Here is an 18,618-nt window from a genome sequence, read left to right on the forward strand (position 1 = left end):
GGTGCTGGGCTGCGCCGCCTTCTCGGCGGTCTCGGGCTCGTCCGTCGCCACCGCGGTGACGCTGGGCAAGGTCGCCCTGCCGGAGATGAAGCGCCTCGGCTATGCCGACAGCCTCGCCACCGGATCGGTCGCGGCGGGCGGCACGCTGGGCTTCCTGATCCCGCCCTCGACCGGCTTCGTGCTCTACGCGATCCTGACCGAGGAATCGATCGGGCGGCTGTTCATGGCGGGGATCCTGCCGGGGCTGCTGCTGGCCGCGCTCTTCATGGGCGTGATCTGGCTGGTGGCGACGCTGAACCCCGAAGCCGGGCCGCAGGGGCCGGTCTTCACCTGGGCCGAGCGCATCAAGGTCTCTTCCGAGGCCTGGCCGCTCTTCGGCGTCATCCTGGTGTCGATCGGCGGCATCTACCTGGGCGTTTTCACGCCGGTCGAGGCCTCGGGCATCGGCGCGGGGCTCGTCATCCTGATGGCCCTGGTGCAGCGGCGGCTGGGCTGGGCGGGCTTCAAGGCGGCCGTCCTCGACACGCTGAAGACCTCGGCGATGCTCTACATGGTGGTGATCGGCGCCAATGTGCTGAACCCGTTCCTGGCCATCACCCATATCCCGGCGACGCTGGGCGAAGAGCTGCAGACGCTCGGCCTCGGCCCCTACGGCACGCTTGTCGTGATCCTGCTGGGCTATGTGGTGCTGGGGATGTTCATGGATGGGCTCAGCATGCTGGTGATCACCATCCCGATCGTCTTCCCGGTCATTACCGGCTTCGGCTTCGACCCGGTCTGGTTCGGCGTGGTTGCGGTGATCGTGATCGAGATGGGGATGATTACGCCCCCGGTGGGCATGAACGTCTTCGTCGTCCGCGGCGTGGCCGGGCCGGACGTGCCGCTGGCCACGGTGTTCCGCGGCGTGGCGCCCTTCCTCGCGGCGATGCTCCTCGGGCTCCTGCTGATCATCGCCTTCCCGGCGATCGCGACCTTCATTCCGGACACGATGTTCGGCTGACAGGACCCCGGCGGACGCGGAAACCCGCCGGACACTTCGACCCCGCCGGGATGACCCGGCGGGGCTTTTTCATTTCCTCCGACCGGAGGGTACTACAGATCGCCAGTCAGAAACTGCGCGCGGCCCAGGCCGAAGGACCAGTCGCTTTCGGAGACTGTGACGATGTTGATCATCAGATCCGCCGGGCCGAGGCCGCACTCTGCCTGCAACCGTTCAGCCGCGAGCCGGTAGAAGGACTTGCGGCTGGCCAGGCTGCGCGGCGTCGACGTAATCTGGACGACCACGATGCGGCGGGTCCTGGCAAGGCCAAGACCCACATCCTCGATGATCATCTGGTCCGGCTCGTGCTCGGTGATGATCTGGAACCGGTCACGCACCGGCACGCCGAAGGCCTCGACGACGCAGGCATGTAGCGTGTCGGCCAGGGCGCGCCTTTCCTGCGCGCTCCGGCCCCGGATGATGTCGATCCTCAGGAGCGGCATGCTACAGCCGTTCGGACAGGCCGCGTTTCAGCGCTGCCATGTCGACATCGGCCGCGACGAAGGTCGCCCCCGCCTCGATCACCTGCGCCGTCACTGCAGGATCCAGCGACAGCACGCCGGCCGGCTTGCCCGCCGCCACGATGCGGCGCACCGCGCCGAGCATCGCGGCCACGACGTCCGGATGGCTCGGCTCGCCGACATGGCCGAGGGCAGCTGCCAGATCCGCAGGTCCGACGAAGATGCCATCGACGCCCGGCACGGCGGCGATATCCTCGATCGCGTCAAGTGCGGCGGCGGTCTCCACCTGCACCAGAAGCGCAATCTCCTGACGCGCCGCCTTGTGATAGCCCGGCACCGAGGCAAAGCGGGTCGCCCGCGTCAGGCCCGAAACGCCGCGGATTCCTGCGGGAGGATAGGTCACCGAAGCGACGGCCAGAGCGGCCTCCTCGGCCGAGTTTACCATCGGCACCAGCATCGTCTGCGCTCCAAGATCCAGCATCTTCTTGATCTCGGCCGGGTCCAGCGACCCCGGCCGGACAATCGGACAGACGGGATAGGGCGCCACCGCCTGCATCAAGGGCAGCACGCTGAGCGCGTCCAGCGCCGAATGCTCGGTGTCGAAGAGCATCCAGTCGAACCCCAGCGAGGCCGTCAGTTCAGCCACCAGCGTGTCGTTGATGGTGCTCCAGACCCCGCGCAGGAGCCTGCCCTCGGCCAGCCCGGCCTTGAAGCTGTTCTTCGGCAGGGCTGTCATTCGAAGCTGACCCCGATGGAGCCGAGCGTGCCGAAATCAGCGAAGATCACGTCGCCGCCTGCAATGTCCACTGGGCGGGTGAAGGAACCGCCGAGGACGATGTCGCCCTTCTTCAGCCCGTCGCCCTGCGCCGCGAGCTTGTTGACCAGCCAGGCGATGCCTGCCGCCGGATGGCCCATGATCGCGGCCGAGACGCCGGATTCCTCGATCGTGCCGTTCTTGGCCAGTGTTGCCGCGACCCAGCGCACGTCGATATCGAAGGGCCGGAAGATCCGCCCGCCCATGACGATGGCGCCGAAGGCGGCGTTGTCGGCGATGGTGTCGACGATCTGCCGCGGCACTTCGGTGCGGTAGTCGATGATCTCCAGCGCCGGCGTGACGTATTCGGTCGCCCGCATGACGTCATGCATCTGGCAGCCTTCGCCGGACAGGTCCTGGCCCATGACGAAGGCCAGTTCGGTTTCCAGCCGCGGCTTGATGAACCGCCCGGCGGGGATGCGCGCCCCGTCCTTCAGCAGCAAGTCGTCGAACATGACGCCGTAATCCGGCTCGGTCATCTTCGAGGCCATCTGCATGGCACGGCTGGTCAGGCCGATCTTGCGGCCGACGACCTTGGCGCCGTCGGCAATGCGCATCTCGGTCCAGCGGCGCTGGACGTCATAGGAGTCCTCCAGCGTCATCTCGGGCCATGTCCTGGAAAGCTGGACGCAGGTCTTGCGCGTCCGGTCCGCCTCGTAGAGCGCCTCTGCGGCGGCCTGGCGGTCGGATTCGGTGAGCACGGGTCTCTTCCTTCTTGAATTTCCGGCCTTCCCCAGCGCGGGGCGGGCCACTGGTCGTCCTGGGTTACCGGATCAGGGGCGCGGCCATGGCGATGCCGGTGGTCTCGTTGATCACGACCGCCGCCGTGGCGAGAAACACCGCCCCGGTGCACAGCAGGATCACCGCGGAGGTGAAGAGCGTGACATTGGCATCGCACTCCCTCTCCTTGCCGAGGATCTTGAAGATGAAAGGCGGCACGCCGTTCACCTCGTCCACCAGCGTTCCGCCGTAGATCGGGCGCATCAGAACAGCGGTCCAGAAGCCGCCATAGGCGCAGCAGGCCAGAAGCGCGGCGATCCAGAGCGGCCACTTGTCTCCGCCGGCAGTCCAGATCAACACCAGCGACAGCAGGCCGATATAGACATAGCTCATCACCTGCCAGACGCAGTGGAACTTGGCATGGCTCGTCCAGCTCGGGTTGAACCAGTGGGTCTTGTTCGAGTCGAACGCGAAGGGGATCGCCGAATAGCCGAGGCTGGCGATGGTCAGCAGAATCTTTGCCGTAAGCAGCATGGTGTCCTCCCGGAAAAATGGGGGCGACCCCTCCAGGTCGCCGTATCCGAGTGTACCGCATTGCCGTACACTGTACCTTATATTGGATACCGCACGGCACTACTGTCAAGCGCAAGCCTTGCGCCTAGTGCATCACGGGTCTGTGCAGGGATCAGATGGAGGCACCAAATTCCGCCTGGACGGCGCGCCGGAAGTCCAGGAGCGCCGCCTTGACTTCCTCTTCGCGCTTTTGGAACCGGGCACTTGGCATGGCGATGGCCAGGGCGAGGCTGCGCCCGCCGATTTGCGGCAGGGCAACGCCGACGGCACAGGCGCCATCGCTGTATTCTTCGCGGTCGATGAACAATCCGGCTTCGCGGTACGCCGCCACCTGATCAAGCAGGCGAGTCTGATCGGTAATCGTCTGCGGCGTGAAAACTTCCAGCGGACCGGCAAGGAAAGCCTCCGCTTCGGCGCGGCTCATCTGTGAGAGATGCGCCTTGCCATTCGCGGTGCAATGCACGGGATGCTGCTTTCCGACATAGGAAATCACCCGGATATTCTCGTTCGACGCAATCTGCTCGACAACGATCACGCGGTCATGGTCGATAGTTGTCAGGTCGATATTCTCGGCGATTCGTCCGTGGAGTTCCTCCATCAGCGGCCGCAGGAGCGCCCGTGCGTCGATCTCCACCTTGGCCCCGAGCCGGGCCAGTTCCATGCCAAGATAGACGCCTTGCTGGCCGAAGGTCTTGATCAGCAGGCCCTCGGCATTGAGAGCCCCAACCAGCCGCTGCACCGTGGAGCGGGCCAGCCCGGTCGCTTTCGCGATTTCTCCCAGCGAACTTCCGGGCTTGTCGGCCACGGCACGCAGCACGGCAACCGCGCGCGAGATCGACTGCCCGTCGCTTGGACGTCCCTTTTCGCCGGTCATCTGCCCTGCCCCTCCGCGGTCGCTCCGGTATGCCGTGCTAGCTCCTGCCGGACCCATGATCAACTCTTCCTGTCCTGCGGAGCTGAGCGGCCCGCTCAAGGTCAGTCTTGACAGAAACCCGGACTGTATCACAAATGTACATTGTGTACCGCATAACGGAACAAATGGAGGGTCGGTCCGGGCAGAGGAAACCGGGCCGTCAGCGCAACATGCGGGCTTCAGAAATGCCCGGTCCGTGGGAGCGGCCAGCATGGGAGGATATCGACATGCTCAACGGACGAGCCCTGCTCAGGGGCGCGGCCGGGGCCGGTCTGACAGCCGCAACCGCTCCGCCGGGACTGCCGGCGCTCGCAGGGACCGGCACGGTAAGGATCGGCTTCGTCACGCCGCAGACGGGCCACTGGCGGTCTTCGCCGAGCCTGACGGCTTCGTGCTGGACCAGTGCCGTCGGAAATTCGCGGGCGGTCTCGATATCGGCGGCACGACACGTCCGGTCGAGATCATCGTCAAGGACAGCCAGTCGAACTCCAACCACGCTTCCACAGTCGCGCAGGAGCTGATCTTCCAGGACGAGGTCGACATCCTCGCCGCCACCGCCACGCTCGGCACGACCAACCCGGTCGCCGGCCAGGCCGAGCTGAACGGGGAGTCCTGCATCACCAACGATATCCCTGGCAGCCGCGTTTCTTCGGCCGCCAAGGCGATCCCAAATCAGGGTTCGAATACTCCTGCCATTTCTTCTGTGGGCTCGAGGATGTCATCGACGTCTTCCTGAGCCATTGGGACGCAATCCCCACGAACAAGGTCATCGGTGCGCTCTGGCCGAACGATCCCGACGGCCACGGCTGGCCGGATCCCCGCTTGGGCCTGCCGCCGGCAATGGCGGAAACGGGCTGCAAGCTCATCGATCCCGGCCGCTGCCAGACCATGTCGGACGATTTTCCGGCGCAGATATCCGTCTTCAAGAAGGCCAAGGTCGAGATCGCCTCGGGCGTCTCGATTCCGCCGGATTTCACCACCTTCTGACCACAGGCGGCACAGCAGGGCTTCCGCCCGAGGGTCGCCAATGTCGCCAAGGCGTCGCAAGTCCCGCAGGCGGGTGCGCGCTCGGCTCGTGCGCCGACGGGCTGTCAGTGGAGGCCTGGTGGCGCCGCGCCTTCCCCATTGCCTCCCCGGTGACCGGGCAGAGCTGCGCCGAACTCGCCGATGCCTGCGAGACGGCGACGGGGCGGCCATGGACCATGCCTTTGGGCGCGAAGCATTCGCTCTTCGAGGTGGCGGTCGATGTCCTGCAGCGGGCGGAGGATATCGACAGCCCCGAAAGCATCGCGGAAGCGCTGAAGGCGACCTCTCCCGGCATTGCGTCCGGCAAGGTCGATTCCTCGGCCGGTCCGGTGCCGAGCGTGTCGAAGACACCGGTCGTCGGCGGGCAGTGGCAGGTCCGGGCCAACAAGCCGGTGCCGGAGATCGTCACCAGTTCCCGCAGCCCCCCGATCCCCCTGACCGCGGAGATGAAACCCATCGCATGGGGCGGTTCGCCACCCCCAGGACTGCCCGTCCAGCGGTCCGGACGCTTCCAGTCCCGGCTTTCGGCCCGCGACCTTTTCCATCTTGCGAGGGGTTCCATGACCCCCATTCTGACGATGCGCGGCGAGAACAGGTTCTTCGTGGCCTTCCACGTCACGCAGGACATCGATCCCGATCTCGCCCCGGGCGAAGCGCCCGGAGTTATCGGCCCCAATGGCGCGGGCAAGTCGACACTGTTCAACCTGACCGCGGGCTCGCTGCCGCCTTCTTCCGGAACCGGGACGTTCCGGGGCGGCGACATCACAGGCTTGCCCGCCTCGGAACGCTGCCATCCGGGCATCGGCCGGTCCTTCCAGATCCCGCATCCCTTTATCGGCATGCCGGTCTACGAGAACCCTCTGGCCGCGCCGGCCACCAAGTGCCAGAGGCGGCCTGCCGGGACATTCTCGACATGACCGGCCTGCTGAAGAAGGCCAGCCGTCCGGCGGGATCGCTGACGCTTCTGGAACGCAAGAGGCTGGAACTGGCGCGCGCGCTGGGGCATGGCGCTGACCGCGATCCGCGACAGCGAGACGGCAGCGGAATCGATCGGCATCTCCACGCGCCGGGTCGAATTCCTGATCTATGCCGGCACCGCCGCGATGACCGGGCTGACGGTAGCCTTCCCGTTCCTGCAGAAGCTGCGCATCACCCCCGACGCGGCCTTCAGCGTCAATGACTGGACCGGCTTCGTCATCTTCATCACCGAGATCAGCGGGATCGGCACGATCCTGTTCTTCGCCCTCCGCCAGATCGCGGCAGATCGGGGCAGCTAGTACCTGATGCTGCTCGGTGCCGTCGCCATCGCGGTGATGCTGGCGGACAAGTGCGGGCTCTGGGGCGCGCTGAAGGCCCGTACCGGCTGGGCGCTGTTCCCGCTTGAGCGGCGCCTGCACTGAGCCTCGCGCCGGTGTGACTGGACATCTCCCGCTGCCCGGCTCCCGATGCGCTGGCAGAGGTTTTTCACGAGGAGACGCAGGGATGCGGACAGACCAGATCATGACCAGCGGGATGGACCCTGCGATGCAGCGCGCGCTGGACGGCTACCATGCCCGCATTGCCGCCGAACGGGACGGAACGCCTGTGATCGAGGGGCACCGCCACATGGCCGTCGGCCCCGAGACCGGGCGGCTCGTCAACCTGCTGGCCCGTGCACTGCCGGCGCCGCGCATCCTGGAGCTGGGCACCTCCTTCGGCTATTCGACGCTCTGGCTCGCCGATGCCGCGTGCGCCACTGGCGGCCATGTTACCACGCTGGAACTGGAACCCGCGAAATCCGCCCATGCAGCGGAGCAGCTGCGCGAAGCCGGACTGGCCGAGCATGTCACCTTCCTGGTCGGCGACGCGCTGCAGCTCCTGCCCGGTCTGGCCGGGCCGTTTGATTTCGTGCTGGTCGATCACTGGAAGGATCTCTACCTTCCCAGCTTCGAACTGTTCCAGCCGAAGCTTGCCCCGGGTGCAATCCTCGCGGCCGACAACATGATCCGGGGCGGCAAGGACGGCACGGGACAGGCAGCTTATGCGGCGGCGGTCCGCGCCACTCCCGGCATGTCGAGCGTGCTCCTGCCCATCGGCACCGGCGTCGAGGTCAGCCGGTACCTGCCCGGCTGACCCGTCACGTCAGTCGTATTTCCATTCCAGCAGCCGGCCGCGCGGATCGAACTCGGCCTTGAACCAGCGCCCCGAGGCATCGCGGCCTTCCAGCTCGATCTTGTCGCGCTCGATCTCGAACTTCTCGAAGCTGCCATCGGCAGGCCATTGCGGCAGGTCCCGAACTGCCTTCGGCACGACAGCCGCAATCTCCGCCACAGGCGCCAAGCTGCCCGGCGCCTCTATTTCCTCGAATTCGCCGCCGCGGTGGAAATCCAGCTCGACCAGCGTGCCGCCGGGCAGATGGCCGGAGGCGTCCGGACCCTTGTCATCGGGATGGATGCGCGCATCGGTGATGCCGAGCGCCGCGATCACGTTGTCCATGATCTCGGGCCCGCGCTGGAGGTGGAACTCCTGCGCCGGCACCGGCGCGGCAAGGCAGAGACCGGCCAGGGCAGGCAGGACAAGTCGTTTCATTGGAACTCTCCACGGGAAGAAGGGGCCGGCCGAAACGGGCCGCGCCCCCGTGTCAGGGTCATTCATCGGCAAAGGGATAAGTGCCGAAGAGGTCGGCACCGGGCCAATCCCGCAGGGCGACCACCTGCGCCGCCGGTCCTTCGGACCAGCTGGCGGCATCGGTGTAGTCGCCCTCGCCCGAGAAAGCGGAGACATGCGGCCAAGGATACACGGGCCGGGTCATGTCGGGCAGCGCCGCAACGCCCAGATCCGCCATGGGCCGGCGACCGCCGCCCTCGCCCACGCCGTCCGGCTGGCCGAAGCTCGAGGTTTCCGCCGTCGAGCGCGTCAGTACCGTCTCCGGCGCCTTGCCGCTTTCCACCCAGTCCATCATCGGGCTCAGCAGGTCCAGCTCGGTCGGACCACGGCCGCCGCCGCAATGGCCCATGCCCGGGATCAGGTAGAGCCGCTCGAATCCCGCGACAGCATCCTCGCCCATGGTTGCGGCCATTGCCTGATGCAGCGAAAGCGTGTTCGCAGGCGAGATATGCGGATCAGCCAGCCCGTGCCACAGGATCAGCTTGCCGCCTGTTTCCGCGAACCCGGAGAGATCGGCATGGGTGGCATCGAACAGGGGATGACGCGCGCGCAGCTTGTCGAGCGTGGCCTCGGTGAACTCGAGGTCTTTCAGCCCGAACTCCGGATCCGGCGTGGCGAAGGCCAGGTATTTCAGCACCGGATCGACGATCATCTCGGAAAAGAGCTCGTCGCCCGAATTGTCGGCGACATACACGCCCTGCCATTCCAGCTCGGAGCCGTAAAGGGGCTGGCCCGCGGTCAGATAGCCGCCGGTCTGCGCATCCTGCGGCCCGGCATAGAATTTCGCCGCCACATCTGCCTGCGCCTGTGTCAGCCCCTTGCCCACCAGCGTCTGCGGATCGAAGTGGCACTCGGCCGGCTGCGAAATCAGCCCGTCCTCGACTCCGTCCAGCGCATCGCATTCGGCAAGGACCGCGTCATGCAGGACCGGCAACTCGGCCGAAGTCAGGATCACTTCGCCATCCGCATCGTAGTTCGAGGCCGCCTGCCAGCCGTGATAGAGCGTGTTCTGCACCTGGAACAGCATGGCGGGCGCTCCCGCCACGATGCCGTCGAAGTCGCCGGGGAAGCGCATGGCCTCCATCAGCGCCTCGCGACCGCCATCGGAACAGCCATTGAAGTAGGAATAGGCCGCCTCCTGCCCGTAAAACGCGGCGATGAGCGACTTGGCAGCCTCCGCCGTCGCATGCTGGGCGCGATAGGCGAAGTCCGCGCGCTTCTGTGCATCCAGACCCCATTCGCCGGAATTGCCCGTATGGCCCATGTCGGTCGCGGCCATCACGAAGCCGCCGTCGTTCAGTACCTGGCAGCCCGCCGAGGCGCCCGAGCGCAAGGTGATGTTGCCGCAAAGCCCGCCGCAGCCGACTTGCAGGTAGCGCTGCGTCCATGTCTCCATCGGCAGGAGCACCTGGAAGTTGATTTCCGGGGCCAGCGTTCCGGTCACCGAGCAGACCGCGATGCCGTCGCTTGTGGTTTCTTCCGCCCCGGTCACGGCGCTGCCGTCACCGCCGATCGCGGCTAGGTCGGTCCCGGAGAGCGAGGCGCAGCTGGCCGCAGGAGGAACCGTCGGCAGCTCGGCGGCGGCGCGGGCAGGCATCGGGACAACGACCGGCAGCAGGGCCGGGATGATCGCCCCGGCAAGGGGCAAGGTGGCGCGCAGGAGCGGCATCAGGGTCTTCCTTTGGTCATGGCCGGAGCACGAGGCCCCTCCACCTGACCATACGCGATGCCGCCTGGCTTCCGTCGGCATCGGCGAAAAATTTATGGTACGGTCGCCGTTTCTTATGTCTCGGGGGGGTCAGGTCACAAGCTCGAGCCCGCCATCGACCTTCAGCACCTGCCCGGTGAGGAAGCCGCAGCGCATGGCGAATAGGTAGGCCTCCGCAACTTCGGCAGGCTCCGCCACGCGGCCCAGCGGGATCTGCCCGGCAAAGCGCGCGCGGATCCCCTCGACCTGCTCCGCTGCCATGCTGCGCCAGAGCGGCGTCGGCGTCCAGGTCGGCGCGACGGCATTGACGCGGAGCTTCGGCGCAGCCTCGACCGCCAGCCCCCGCACAAGCAGGCCTATATTGGCATTGCCGACAATCGCGCCAGACGCGTTGTCGGGGCGCCCGCCCGCTCCCGCTGTCAGGGTCAGGCTGCCGCCCTCGGCCATTCGCGGTACGACAACGCGCGCCAGCATCAGCGCCGCGAAGAACTTTTCCTCGATCGCATTCCGGATCGTGTCCATGTCCGCCTCGAGGAAGCCGCCGCCCATGGCGCCGCCAAGCATCGACACAGCATGGGACAGTGGCGCGCCGATACTGTCGAGGCAGATTTCCAGCGCTGCAGGCTGGGACGCATCCAGCCCGTAGCCCTTTGCCGGAATGCCCTCGGCGGCAAAGGTGGCGGCCACAGCCCGGGCCTTCTGCGGATCACGGCCGACGAGGTGCAGGCTGGCCCCCGCCGCCCCTGCAAGCCGCGCGATTTCCAGCCCGAATCCCGAGCTGCCCCCGACGATCAGGACATGTTGTCCGTCAAAGCTCTGCCGCATCTCATATCTCCGCTTCGAAAGCCGCGAGCGCCGCCCGCGCAATGGCCAGGTCGCCCGGTCCGGTGGAGCCGGAAATGCCGATGGCACCGACGACCGGCGTGCCAACCGGCAGCCCGCCCGCAAGCATGACCGCGCCGGGCACGGCCAGCATCGAGGGGTGGCCGGAATTGATCATCTCCTCGAAGGCATCGACCGGCTTGCGGAACATCGCGGCGGTGCGCGCCTTCCCGATCGCCACGTCGATCGAGACGATCCCGGCGCCGTCCATCCGCCGAAAGGCTAGCAGGTGGCCCGACGGGTCGGTGACGGCCACGCATATCTGCGCCCCCGCCTCTGCTGCTGCGCGGAGCGCGAGATCGGCCAGCCGCTCGGCCCCGGCGAGCGTCAGGGCCTGCAATGTCCGGACATGGTCTGTCATGGTGCTTTCCTCGTCTGTCATGATCCCGGCCAGGGCAGCAGACAGGTCCGGCAGCCAGGCGGCTGCGGGCAGGATGGCGGCCAGGCCGATCACGGCGCGTCGGCCGGGGGACTGCTGTGCCTCTGTCACTACGATAGCTCCTGTGCCGGGGCGGGTTCCGGCAAAGATGCTCTATCTGCACCGTATAACAATACACTATATCTATTAATGAGCGAAAAGAACCCGTGCGGATCTGCACATCACGGTGTCGCGAGCGTCCGAAAGAGGGCCCTTCCGGACCGGGGTTCCATTCTTGCCAGGTCGGCAGGCCTCCGTTTGCGGGGTTCCTGACAAGGCAGGACACCGCGTGCCGGACCGGCCGCGGTGCCGTCCGCGTCCCGCAGGGTCTGCAGCCATCCAGGACACAAGGGCAGCGCGGGAATGCTCCGCCTATTTCAGCGCGACATAGGTCTCCGGGACCAGCTCGGCAAAGCGCACCGCCATGGGCGCGCCGCCCGTGGCGCCGTCAAAATGCGCGCGCAGCTTCTCGCCGAGCGCGGTCAGCTTCTCGCGCGTGCGGTCGGAACGCGGCAGGATCAGCAGTTCCAGGTTCACCTGCGGCTGGTCGGGGATCCCGGCAAAGGGAATGGCCGCGATCTGACAGGCGCCAACAGGCACGTCGAGCTCGGCGCAGAGCATCTCGCGCATGGGCAGGAGGCAGGCGCGGATCGCCTCGCCGCGCTCCGACCAAAGGCTGTCTTCGACATGGAGTTTCACATTGGGCATCAGAGGCACTTTCACGGAAAGGGCCAGAGGGCACGACAGCCCCCCGGCCGGAGAGGATGCTATTCGGGCACAAGCACGAAATCGAAGGGCGAATGCCAGGGCTCCGGGCCCTCGGCTGTACGCTCGAAGGGCGCGACCAGCGTCGCCTTCACGCCGAAGACCGTATCGCTCTCCAGATAGGGGTCGTCGCCGACGAAGGTATGCGTCACGAGCTTCTGGAAGCCAGGCGCCGTCACCAGGTAGTGCATGTGCGCCGGGCGGTAGGGATGGCGGCCGAGATGGCCCAGCATCTGCCCGACCGGACCGTCATCTGGAATCGGATAGCTCACCGGCTTGATGCCGACGAAGCTGTACTTGCCGTCCGCTCCGGTGACGAAGATGCCCCGGTTGTTCCATTTCGGCTGGATGCCGGGCTGCTGCACGTCGTAGAAGCCCTCGTCATTGTCGGACCAGACATCGATCCGCGCGCCCTGGACCGGGTTCCCGTGGATGTCGATCACCCGTCCGTCATAGAGGCAGCGCTCGCCCTTGCCGTCGAGGCTGATGCAGTCGCCCATCGCCCGCTCCGGCGCGCCCTCCACGTGGAAGGGGCCGAAGACAGTGTTCTCGGTTGCCCCCGGCGGGCGGCGGTTGTTGATCGCGTCGACCAGCATCGAGACACCCAGCGTATCCGACAGGAGGATGAATTCCTGCCGTTCGCCCGAGCAGATCTGGCCGGTCTTCGTGAGGAAATCGATTGCGTATTCCCATTCCTCCTGGGTGAGGTGGACGTCCTTCACGAAGGCATGGAGATGCTTGATCAGGCCGGCCATGACGTCCGCCAGGCGCGGCGGGACATCCGGGCCCATGCGGGCATTGACGGCCTCCACCGAGCCTTCCTCGGTGAAATAGGGAACGTTGACGGCGGTCGCCGAACCGCCCTTGGCGAAGGTCTGTGTCATGTCAGCTCCTTTGGGTTACAGGGTCGGAAAGATCGGTGAAGGACGGCGGCGCAGGCGGGCGGTGCGACAGCGGCAGCGGGTCGAAGCCGGTGCGGTCCGCGATCCAGCCCCAGAGCCCGCGGCGGGCGAAGAGCATCACGCCCATGCCGATGAGCCCCAGCAGGATCAGATAGGCGGTGCCGTAATCGGCCAGGAGCCGCTCCAGCGCGTAGAAGACCGCGACGCCCAGGATGGGACCGGGCAGCGTGCCGATGCCGCCGATCACCGTCACGAAGATCACGAAAGCGGTCCAGTCGATGACCGAGAAGGCCGCCTCGGGCGTGACCCGGGTGATCTGGATGAAGATCAGCCCGCCGGCGAGCCCGGTGCCGAAGGCGGTCAGCAGGAACACGGTCGCTTTCAGCCTTAGGGGATCGATGCCGACCGACCGGGCCGCCTCTACATTGTCGCGCACCGCCTGCAGCGCCAGGCCCCTGCGCGAGCGCAGGAAGCCGTAACTGATGCCCAGCATGGCCACCGCCAGTGCCAGCGCGACCCAGTAGGTGACGGCATCGGCCGCCGCGGCCGAGGAGCCGCCGAGCAGATCCTTGACCGGCTGGACGAAGATCATCTCCCTGGTCGTGCCCTTCGGCAGCGAGGTGCCGGTGCCGCCGCCGAGTGCCTGCCACTGGCTGGTCACGAGCCGGACGATATCGGCGGCAACCCAGGTGCCGATGGCGAAATAGGCGCCGTTCAGCCGGAAGGCGAAGGCCGCCATCGGCACGGCCAGCGCCATCGCCGCCAAGCCGCCCACGAGCACGCCCGCCAGCGGATCGAGCCCGAGAAGGATGACGCAGGCGAACATCACATAGGCGCCGATCCCGACGAAGGCCTGCTGGCCGACCGAAACCAGCCCGGAGAAGCCCGCCAGCATGTTCCAGTTCAGCGCCAGCACCAGGAGCGTCAGCACGCCGAAGAGGTCCTGCACCAGCGCGCGCGAGCCGATCACAGGCACCGCAGCGAGCAGCACGAATGCGAAAGCGGCAGTAAGGATGGTCAGTTGGGTCTTGCGGTCCATGTCATCCCCCTCAGTCATTGGCCCGCGGGAACAGCCCGCGCGGACGGAAGAGCAGCACCGCGACGAAGGCGGCGTGACCGGCGAGGATCTGCCATTCCGGGCGGATCGCGGCGCCGGTTGCCTGGGCCACGCCGATCACCAGTCCGCCCGCAAGCGTCCCCCAGAGGCTGCCGAGCCCGCCGATGATGACGGCCTCGAAGGCGTAGAGCAGCCGCGCCGGACCGATGGTCGGATCGAAATTCGCCCGCGCGCCGAGATAGAGCGCCGCCAGCGTTGCCACCATGAGCGCGATGCCGGTCGCCACCGAGAAGATCCGCGCCGGATAGATGCCCATCAGCTGCACCGTGGTCGCGTCATCCGAGGTCGCGCGGAAGGCACGGCCCAGCTTGGTGCGGTAGAAGAGCAGGTTCAGCGCCGCGATCACCGCGACGGCACAGCCCAGCGTGGCCAGCGGCACCAGCCCCAGCGTCACCGGGCCGAGCGGCACGCCGACGGCCTCGACAGGACCCATCGACAGCTTCTGGCTGTCGGCCGAGAAGGTCTCCAGAAGGACGTTCTGCAGCACCACCGACAGGCCGAAGGTCACCAGAAGGGGCGGCAGGATGTCCTCGCCCAGCACCCGGTTGAACAGATGCGTCTGCAAGAGCATCCCGAAGCCGAACATCACCGGCAGCGCCAGCGTCGCCGCGAGGAACGGATTCAGCCCGGTGACAGAGACCATGACGAGGATCACGTAGGCACCCAGCACGATCAGGTCGCCATGGGCGAGGTTCACCAGCCGCATGATGCCGAAGACGAGGCTGAGCCCGGCGGCGAAGAGCGCGTAGAGCCCGCCCAGCAGGATGCCCTGCGCAAGCGTGTCAAGCCAGATCATGGGTCACTCCGAAATAGGCGTCATGGATGGCCTCGCGGGAAAGCTCGGACGGGCGGCCCGACAGCGTCACCCGGCCCTCCATCATGCAATGGACATGATCGGCGATCTTCAGCGCCTGGCCGATGTCCTGCTCGACCACGAGGATGGCGGTCCCGGCCTCGCGGATGCGCGGCACGGCGGCATAGATGTCGCGGATCACCACCGGCGCGAGGCCGAGGCTGATCTCGTCGCAGAGCAGCACTTCGGGGTTCGACATCAGCGCCCGGCCGATGGCGACCATCTGCTGCTGCCCGCCCGAGAGCGCGGTGCCGGGATTGCGGCGGCGCTCCCTCAGCACCGGGAAAAGATCGTAGATGGTCTCCAGCGTCCAGGCGCCGTTGCCCCGGCGCTCATGCGCGCCGATTTGCAGGTTCTCCTCGACGCTGAGCGACGGAAAGAGCTTGCGCCCCTCGGGCACCATGGCGACGCCCCGGCGCAGCACCTCGGGTGCGGGCAGTCCGTGGATCGGTGCGCCGTCGAGCAGGATTTCCCCCTGCCCGGCGCGGGCAATGCCGCAGATCGTGCGCATAAGCGTGGTCTTTCCCGCGCCATTGGCTCCGATGATGGCGACGCAGCCGCCGCGGGCGAGGTCCAGATCGACGCCGAAGAGCGCCTGGAAATCGCCGTAGAACGCGGTCAGGCCGCGGACGGATAGCAGCGGCGCGCTCATGCCTCGATCCCCAGGTAGATTTCCTTCACCTCCGGAGCGGCCATGACCCCGTCCGGCTCCCCGAGCATCAGCATCCGGCCGAAATTCAGCACCATCAGCCGTTCGACCACCGAGGTCAGCGCATGCAGCACATGCTCGATCCAGATGATCGCCGTGCCCTCGTCATGGATGCGCCGGATGGTCGAGACCAGCGCCACGCATTCGCCTTCGGTCAGCCCGCCGGCGATCTCGTCGAGCAGGATCACCCGCGGCTGCGTCGCCATCGCGCGGGCCAGCTCGAGCCGCTTGCGGCTCAGAAGCGGCAGGCTGCCCGCCGGTGCGGTGGCCTGAGCGGCCAGTCCGCAGCGGCCGAGGATGTCCATGCACAAGCCCGGCGCGTCGTGCCCGGGCACCCGGCCGCCGAATTCCGCGGCGACCAGCAAATTTTCGTAGACCGAAAGATGGCCGAAGGGCTGCGGGATCTGGAAGGACCGTCCGATGCCGCGACGGCAGCGCTGCATCGGGGTCTCGCCGGTCACGTCATGGCCGTCGAGCAGCACCGCCCCCTGGTCGGGGCGGAGATTGCCGGAGATCAGGTTGAACAGGGTGGACTTGCCCGCCCCATTCGGACCAATGATGCCAAGCGCCTCTCCGGGCGCCAGGTCGAAGGAGACGTCATCCGTCACCTTCAGCGCGCCGAAGCTCTTCGACACGGAGTTCAGGCTGAGAATGGACATGCGCGTTTCCCTGTCCCTCAGCCGATCGGCTCGAGCGTGCCGCCGAGCGGGATCTCGGGCGCGTTGCCGTTCTCGACGATGACCAGCTCGAACCGCCCGTCATCCTCGCGCCGCCACTGGCCGCCGACAAGCGGCGTCTTGGCGACGTTCTTCCGCGCGAAGTCCGGCAGGTTGTCCGTGCCCCAGCCGACATTGCCGACCACGGTGTCGAGGCTGGTCGCCGCGATGGTCTCGGCCAGCGCGTCGCCGTCCGTCGGATCGTCGCAGCGCTTCAGCGCGTCGGCGGCCAGCTCGAAAAGCGCATGGGTAAAGCCCACCGGCTGGGTCCATTGCCGCCCGGCGGCGTCCTCGAAGGCGGCGGCCAGCTCCTTCGCGCTCTCGCCGGTCAGCGAGGAGGCGTAGGGGAAGGCCGGGGACCAGTAGAGTTCGCAGCTCAGGTTGTGTCCCAGATCGCCGAGCGCCTCGACGGATTCCGGGAACAGGAGCGCCTTGGCGATGGAGACGATCTTCGGCGCATAGCCCTGCTGCCGCGCCTGGGTCCAGAACGTGGTGAAATCCGGCGGGATCGGTATGCCGGTCATGATCTCGCAGCCCTCGCGCTTGAAGGCGCCGATCTGGGCGGAGAAATCGTCGGACAGGTTCTGGTAGCGGCCGGCATCGGTCACCTGGAACCCGGCCGCCGCGGCCGCAGCGGGCAGGCCGACATCCGATGCCCAGGCATTGCCGTCGCCGTCGTTGGGCCAGAGCGCGCCGACCTTGCGGTTGGTCTCGAGGCTCTCCCACATCCGCAGGAAGGCGCCGACATTGTCCTCGAGCCCCCAGAAGAAGTGGTACGCATAGTCGAACTCCTGCCAGCTGCCGGGATCGCCCGGATTGCCCTGCTGGCCGATGAACCAGGGCTGCCAAGGCGCGACCGAGGAAATCACCGGGATCTCCTCGCTCTCCGCGATCGAGCAGACCGGATTGGTGGTCTCGGGCGTCGAGGCCACGAGCAGCAGGTTCACCTCGTCGCGGGTGATCAGCTCGCGCGCCACCTCGGCGGCACGGTTGGGGTTGGACTGGCTGTCCTTCACCGTCACCTCGACCGCCAGTCCCTGCGCCTCCGCTGCCTTCAGGAACTGCGCGACCATGAAGTCATCCGCCTCGGAAAAGGCCGAGAGCGGGCCGGACCCGGGGCTGACATATCCGATCCGGATGGGGCCGCCCCGCGCATAGGCGGGAAGACCCAGGGTTGCGGCAGCCGCCGAGACGGCGCCGCCTTTCAGCAGCGTTCTTCTGTCGATCATCGTTTCCTCCCTTGTACCCGGACCACGCCGGGCAGACTCCCTGTCGTTGGTTCAGGCTGCCGTCACTCCGGCCGCGACCCCTCCCACGCCCGCTGCAGGAGCGCCCGGATCCCCTCCGCCTCGACCGGGCGCGGGTTCCAGTACGGGTTCTTCGTGGCGATCTCGGTGGCGCGCTCGAGGCTCGCCTCCTCCAGCCCCAGATCCTTCAGCGCCTGCGGCGCTCCGATGGACCCGGCGAAATCATGGAGGCCGCCGCCCAGCGACCCGCCGAAGAGCGCCGCCGCCGGGGCCAGTGCCTCTTTCGCGGCCACCTCGTTGAAGGCCGCGGTATGCGGCAGCATGATTGCATGGGTCTCGGCATGGGGCAGATCGAAGCTGCCGCCGAGCACGTGGCAGAGCTTGTGATGCAGCGACATGCCGACGGTGCCAAGGACCGTGCCGCAGAGCCACGCGCCATACAGCGCCTCGCCCCGCGCGCCTCGGTCTTCCGGCTCCTGCACGATCACGGGAAGCGCGTCGCGCAGCGCCCGTATGCCCTCGACCGCCTGCAGAGAGGAGACCGGGTTGCGGTCCTGCGCATAGAGCCCCTCGACCGCATGGGCCATCGCGTTCAGCCCGGAGGCGACGCTCATCGCCACCGGCAGGCCCAGCGTCAGGTCGGGATCGTAGATCACCACCTCGGGCAGGATGCCCGGGCCGCGCACCGTGGTCTTGATGCCGTTCTCGGTCTGGCCGAGGATCGGCGTCACCTCCGATCCGGCATAGGTCGTGGCCACGACGATCTGCGGCGCGCCGTTGCGATGGGCGATCGCCTTGCCCAGACCGATGGTCGAGCCGCCGCCCAGGGCCAGCACGCCCTCGGCGCCCGAGGCCTCGTAGGCCGCCATCGCGCGGTCGGTGACATCGACCGGCGTGTGCATGGCCGCCTCCGCGAACACCCCGGCGGAGAGGGGCCCGAGCGCCGCGGAGAGATCCTCGGCCTGGCGCTTCTGGAAGGGCGTGGCGAGGACCAGGACCCGGGCGAGCCCGAGTCCCCGGATCTCGTCGGCAGTCTGCCCGGAACTGCCGGGTCCGAACACGACCCGGCCGGGATTGATGGAAAACTGGAACGGAGTGAGATCAGACAT

General features: G+C 67.3%; 22 protein-coding genes and 1 pseudogene. 6 read left to right on the forward strand and 17 right to left on the reverse strand.

Translation table 11 applies throughout. From position 1 onward, the window contains the following. The coding region (locus FGX59_RS29465) for a TRAP transporter large permease (protein ID WP_138471119.1) at positions 1–1,000 on the forward strand (1,000 nt) is incomplete at its 5' end. A gap of 92 nt (positions 1,001–1,092) precedes the next feature. Here FGX59_RS29465 and FGX59_RS29470 read toward each other — a convergent pair. From FGX59_RS29470 to FGX59_RS29490, 5 genes are all read right to left on the reverse strand, one after another. Then, complete coding sequence (locus tag FGX59_RS29470) at positions 1,093–1,482, reverse strand: tautomerase family protein (protein WP_138471121.1); 390 nt, start codon at positions 1,480–1,482, stop codon at positions 1,093–1,095. Between the two features lies 1 nt (position 1,483). Beyond that, positions 1,484–2,236 carry an HpcH/HpaI aldolase/citrate lyase family protein gene (locus FGX59_RS29475; RefSeq protein WP_138471123.1) on the reverse strand — a complete coding sequence of 251 codons (753 nt, stop codon included), beginning with the start codon at positions 2,234–2,236 and terminating at the stop codon, positions 1,484–1,486. Beyond that, on the reverse strand, positions 2,233–3,015 hold the full coding sequence (gene hpaH, locus FGX59_RS29480) for a 2-oxo-hept-4-ene-1,7-dioate hydratase (RefSeq protein ID WP_138471125.1): 783 nt from the start codon (positions 3,013–3,015) through the stop codon (positions 2,233–2,235). Before hpaH ends, FGX59_RS29475 begins: the two co-directional genes overlap by 4 nt. A 64-nt stretch (positions 3,016–3,079) precedes the next feature. Further along, positions 3,080–3,568, reverse strand: a complete 489-nt coding sequence (locus FGX59_RS29485; RefSeq protein ID WP_206078466.1) for a hypothetical protein — start codon at positions 3,566–3,568, stop codon at positions 3,080–3,082. A gap of 151 nt (positions 3,569–3,719) precedes the next feature. Next, complete coding sequence (locus FGX59_RS29490; protein ID WP_171060883.1) at positions 3,720–4,481, reverse strand: IclR family transcriptional regulator; 762 nt, start codon at positions 4,479–4,481, stop codon at positions 3,720–3,722. Positions 4,482–4,911: 430 nt separating this feature from the next. Between FGX59_RS29490 and FGX59_RS38245 the strand changes: the two genes are divergently transcribed. The 5 genes and pseudogenes from FGX59_RS38245 (at position 4,912) to FGX59_RS29505 (ending at position 7,658) form a co-directional block, all read left to right on the forward strand. Then, a complete protein-coding gene (locus FGX59_RS38245) occupies positions 4,912–5,256 on the forward strand; it encodes a hypothetical protein (protein WP_206078467.1) in 345 nt (114 codons plus the stop codon). Between the two features lie 86 nt (positions 5,257–5,342). Continuing rightward, positions 5,343–5,507, forward strand: coding sequence for a hypothetical protein (locus FGX59_RS38250; RefSeq protein WP_206078468.1), 165 nt, complete (start codon positions 5,343–5,345; stop codon positions 5,505–5,507). A gap of 221 nt (positions 5,508–5,728) precedes the next feature. Then, on the forward strand, positions 5,729–6,463 hold the full coding sequence (locus tag FGX59_RS39495; RefSeq protein ID WP_305036043.1) for an ATP-binding cassette domain-containing protein: 735 nt from the start codon (positions 5,729–5,731) through the stop codon (positions 6,461–6,463). An 84-nt stretch (positions 6,464–6,547) separates the two neighbouring features. Further along, positions 6,548–6,823: pseudogene (locus FGX59_RS29500) on the forward strand (branched-chain amino acid ABC transporter permease); the annotation flags it as partial. Positions 6,824–7,028: 205 nt separating this feature from the next. Continuing rightward, a complete protein-coding gene (locus FGX59_RS29505) occupies positions 7,029–7,658 on the forward strand; it encodes an O-methyltransferase (protein ID WP_206078469.1) in 630 nt (209 codons plus the stop codon). A 9-nt stretch (positions 7,659–7,667) separates the two neighbouring features. On the opposite strand, the gene FGX59_RS29510 is transcribed toward FGX59_RS29505, so the two are convergent. From FGX59_RS29510 to FGX59_RS29565, 12 genes are all read right to left on the reverse strand, one after another. Next, on the reverse strand, positions 7,668–8,114 hold the full coding sequence (locus tag FGX59_RS29510) for a hypothetical protein (protein WP_138471129.1): 447 nt from the start codon (positions 8,112–8,114) through the stop codon (positions 7,668–7,670). Positions 8,115–8,172: 58 nt separating this feature from the next. Next, entirely contained in the window at positions 8,173–9,861 is a 1,689-nt protein-coding gene (locus FGX59_RS29515) for a tannase/feruloyl esterase family alpha/beta hydrolase (RefSeq protein WP_171060884.1), read from the reverse strand. A 129-nt stretch (positions 9,862–9,990) separates the two neighbouring features. Further along, positions 9,991–10,725 carry an SDR family oxidoreductase gene (locus FGX59_RS29520; RefSeq protein ID WP_138471132.1) on the reverse strand — a complete coding sequence of 245 codons (735 nt, stop codon included), beginning with the start codon at positions 10,723–10,725 and terminating at the stop codon, positions 9,991–9,993. Between the two features lies 1 nt (position 10,726). Next, positions 10,727–11,272: a heme-binding protein gene (locus tag FGX59_RS29525; RefSeq protein WP_138471134.1), complete on the reverse strand. Its 546-nt coding sequence runs from the start codon at positions 11,270–11,272 to the stop codon at positions 10,727–10,729. A 300-nt stretch (positions 11,273–11,572) separates the two neighbouring features. Further along, the gene (locus FGX59_RS29530; protein ID WP_138471136.1) at positions 11,573–11,908 is read right to left on the reverse strand and encodes a hypothetical protein; all 336 of its coding nucleotides are present in this window, start codon (positions 11,906–11,908) and stop codon (positions 11,573–11,575) included. A 59-nt stretch (positions 11,909–11,967) separates the two neighbouring features. After that, the gene (locus FGX59_RS29535) at positions 11,968–12,849 is read right to left on the reverse strand and encodes a dioxygenase (protein ID WP_138471137.1); all 882 of its coding nucleotides are present in this window, start codon (positions 12,847–12,849) and stop codon (positions 11,968–11,970) included. Position 12,850: 1 nt separating this feature from the next. Next, positions 12,851–13,906, reverse strand: coding sequence for a branched-chain amino acid ABC transporter permease (locus FGX59_RS29540; RefSeq protein ID WP_138471139.1), 1,056 nt, complete (start codon positions 13,904–13,906; stop codon positions 12,851–12,853). Positions 13,907–13,916: 10 nt separating this feature from the next. Next, positions 13,917–14,780, reverse strand: a complete 864-nt coding sequence (locus FGX59_RS29545) for a branched-chain amino acid ABC transporter permease (protein WP_138471141.1) — start codon at positions 14,778–14,780, stop codon at positions 13,917–13,919. Then, positions 14,767–15,489, reverse strand: coding sequence for an ABC transporter ATP-binding protein (locus FGX59_RS29550; protein WP_138471143.1), 723 nt, complete (start codon positions 15,487–15,489; stop codon positions 14,767–14,769). The genes FGX59_RS29545 and FGX59_RS29550 overlap by 14 nt, the downstream gene beginning before the upstream one ends. Further along, positions 15,486–16,205: an ABC transporter ATP-binding protein gene (locus tag FGX59_RS29555; protein ID WP_138471146.1), complete on the reverse strand. Its 720-nt coding sequence runs from the start codon at positions 16,203–16,205 to the stop codon at positions 15,486–15,488. Before FGX59_RS29555 ends, FGX59_RS29550 begins: the two co-directional genes overlap by 4 nt. A 17-nt stretch (positions 16,206–16,222) precedes the next feature. Then, the gene (locus FGX59_RS29560; protein WP_138471148.1) at positions 16,223–17,491 is read right to left on the reverse strand and encodes an ABC transporter substrate-binding protein; all 1,269 of its coding nucleotides are present in this window, start codon (positions 17,489–17,491) and stop codon (positions 16,223–16,225) included. Between the two features lie 62 nt (positions 17,492–17,553). Then, positions 17,554–18,618, reverse strand: coding sequence for a maleylacetate reductase (locus FGX59_RS29565; protein WP_138471150.1), 1,065 nt, complete (start codon positions 18,616–18,618; stop codon positions 17,554–17,556).

Source organism: Poseidonocella sp. HB161398, from assembly GCF_005870025.1.
Lineage (GTDB): Bacteria > Pseudomonadota > Alphaproteobacteria > Rhodobacterales > Rhodobacteraceae > Mangrovicoccus.

Bases quoted from the DNA above. Each gene is read 5' to 3' on its own strand.
- FGX59_RS29485 (WP_206078466.1), bottom strand. From the start codon at position 3,568: ATGCTGCTTACGGCAAAGATTCTGCTGACCATCGCCAGCCTCGGCTAT.
- FGX59_RS29510 (WP_138471129.1), bottom strand. From the start codon at position 8,114: ATGAAACGACTTGTCCTGCCTGCCCTGGCCGGTCTCTGCCTTGCCGCG.
- FGX59_RS29520 (WP_138471132.1), bottom strand. From the start codon at position 10,725: ATGCGGCAGAGCTTTGACGGACAACATGTCCTGATCGTCGGGGGCAGC.
- FGX59_RS29475 (WP_138471123.1), bottom strand. From the start codon at position 2,236: ATGACAGCCCTGCCGAAGAACAGCTTCAAGGCCGGGCTGGCCGAGGGC.
- FGX59_RS29470 (WP_138471121.1), bottom strand. From the start codon at position 1,482: ATGCCGCTCCTGAGGATCGACATCATCCGGGGCCGGAGCGCGCAGGAA.
- FGX59_RS29550 (WP_138471143.1), bottom strand. From the start codon at position 15,489: ATGAGCGCGCCGCTGCTATCCGTCCGCGGCCTGACCGCGTTCTACGGC.
- FGX59_RS29505 (WP_206078469.1), top strand. From the start codon at position 7,029: ATGCGGACAGACCAGATCATGACCAGCGGGATGGACCCTGCGATGCAG.
- FGX59_RS29565 (WP_138471150.1), bottom strand. From the start codon at position 18,618: ATGTCTGATCTCACTCCGTTCCAGTTTTCCATCAATCCCGGCCGGGTC.
- FGX59_RS29515 (WP_171060884.1), bottom strand. From the start codon at position 9,861: ATGCCGCTCCTGCGCGCCACCTTGCCCCTTGCCGGGGCGATCATCCCG.
- FGX59_RS29555 (WP_138471146.1), bottom strand. From the start codon at position 16,205: ATGTCCATTCTCAGCCTGAACTCCGTGTCGAAGAGCTTCGGCGCGCTG.
- FGX59_RS29545 (WP_138471141.1), bottom strand. From the start codon at position 14,780: ATGATCTGGCTTGACACGCTTGCGCAGGGCATCCTGCTGGGCGGGCTC.
- FGX59_RS29535 (WP_138471137.1), bottom strand. From the start codon at position 12,849: ATGACACAGACCTTCGCCAAGGGCGGTTCGGCGACCGCCGTCAACGTT.
- FGX59_RS29560 (WP_138471148.1), bottom strand. From the start codon at position 17,491: ATGATCGACAGAAGAACGCTGCTGAAAGGCGGCGCCGTCTCGGCGGCT.
- FGX59_RS29490 (WP_171060883.1), bottom strand. From the start codon at position 4,481: ATGACCGGCGAAAAGGGACGTCCAAGCGACGGGCAGTCGATCTCGCGC.
- FGX59_RS29530 (WP_138471136.1), bottom strand. From the start codon at position 11,908: ATGCCCAATGTGAAACTCCATGTCGAAGACAGCCTTTGGTCGGAGCGC.
- FGX59_RS29540 (WP_138471139.1), bottom strand. From the start codon at position 13,906: ATGGACCGCAAGACCCAACTGACCATCCTTACTGCCGCTTTCGCATTC.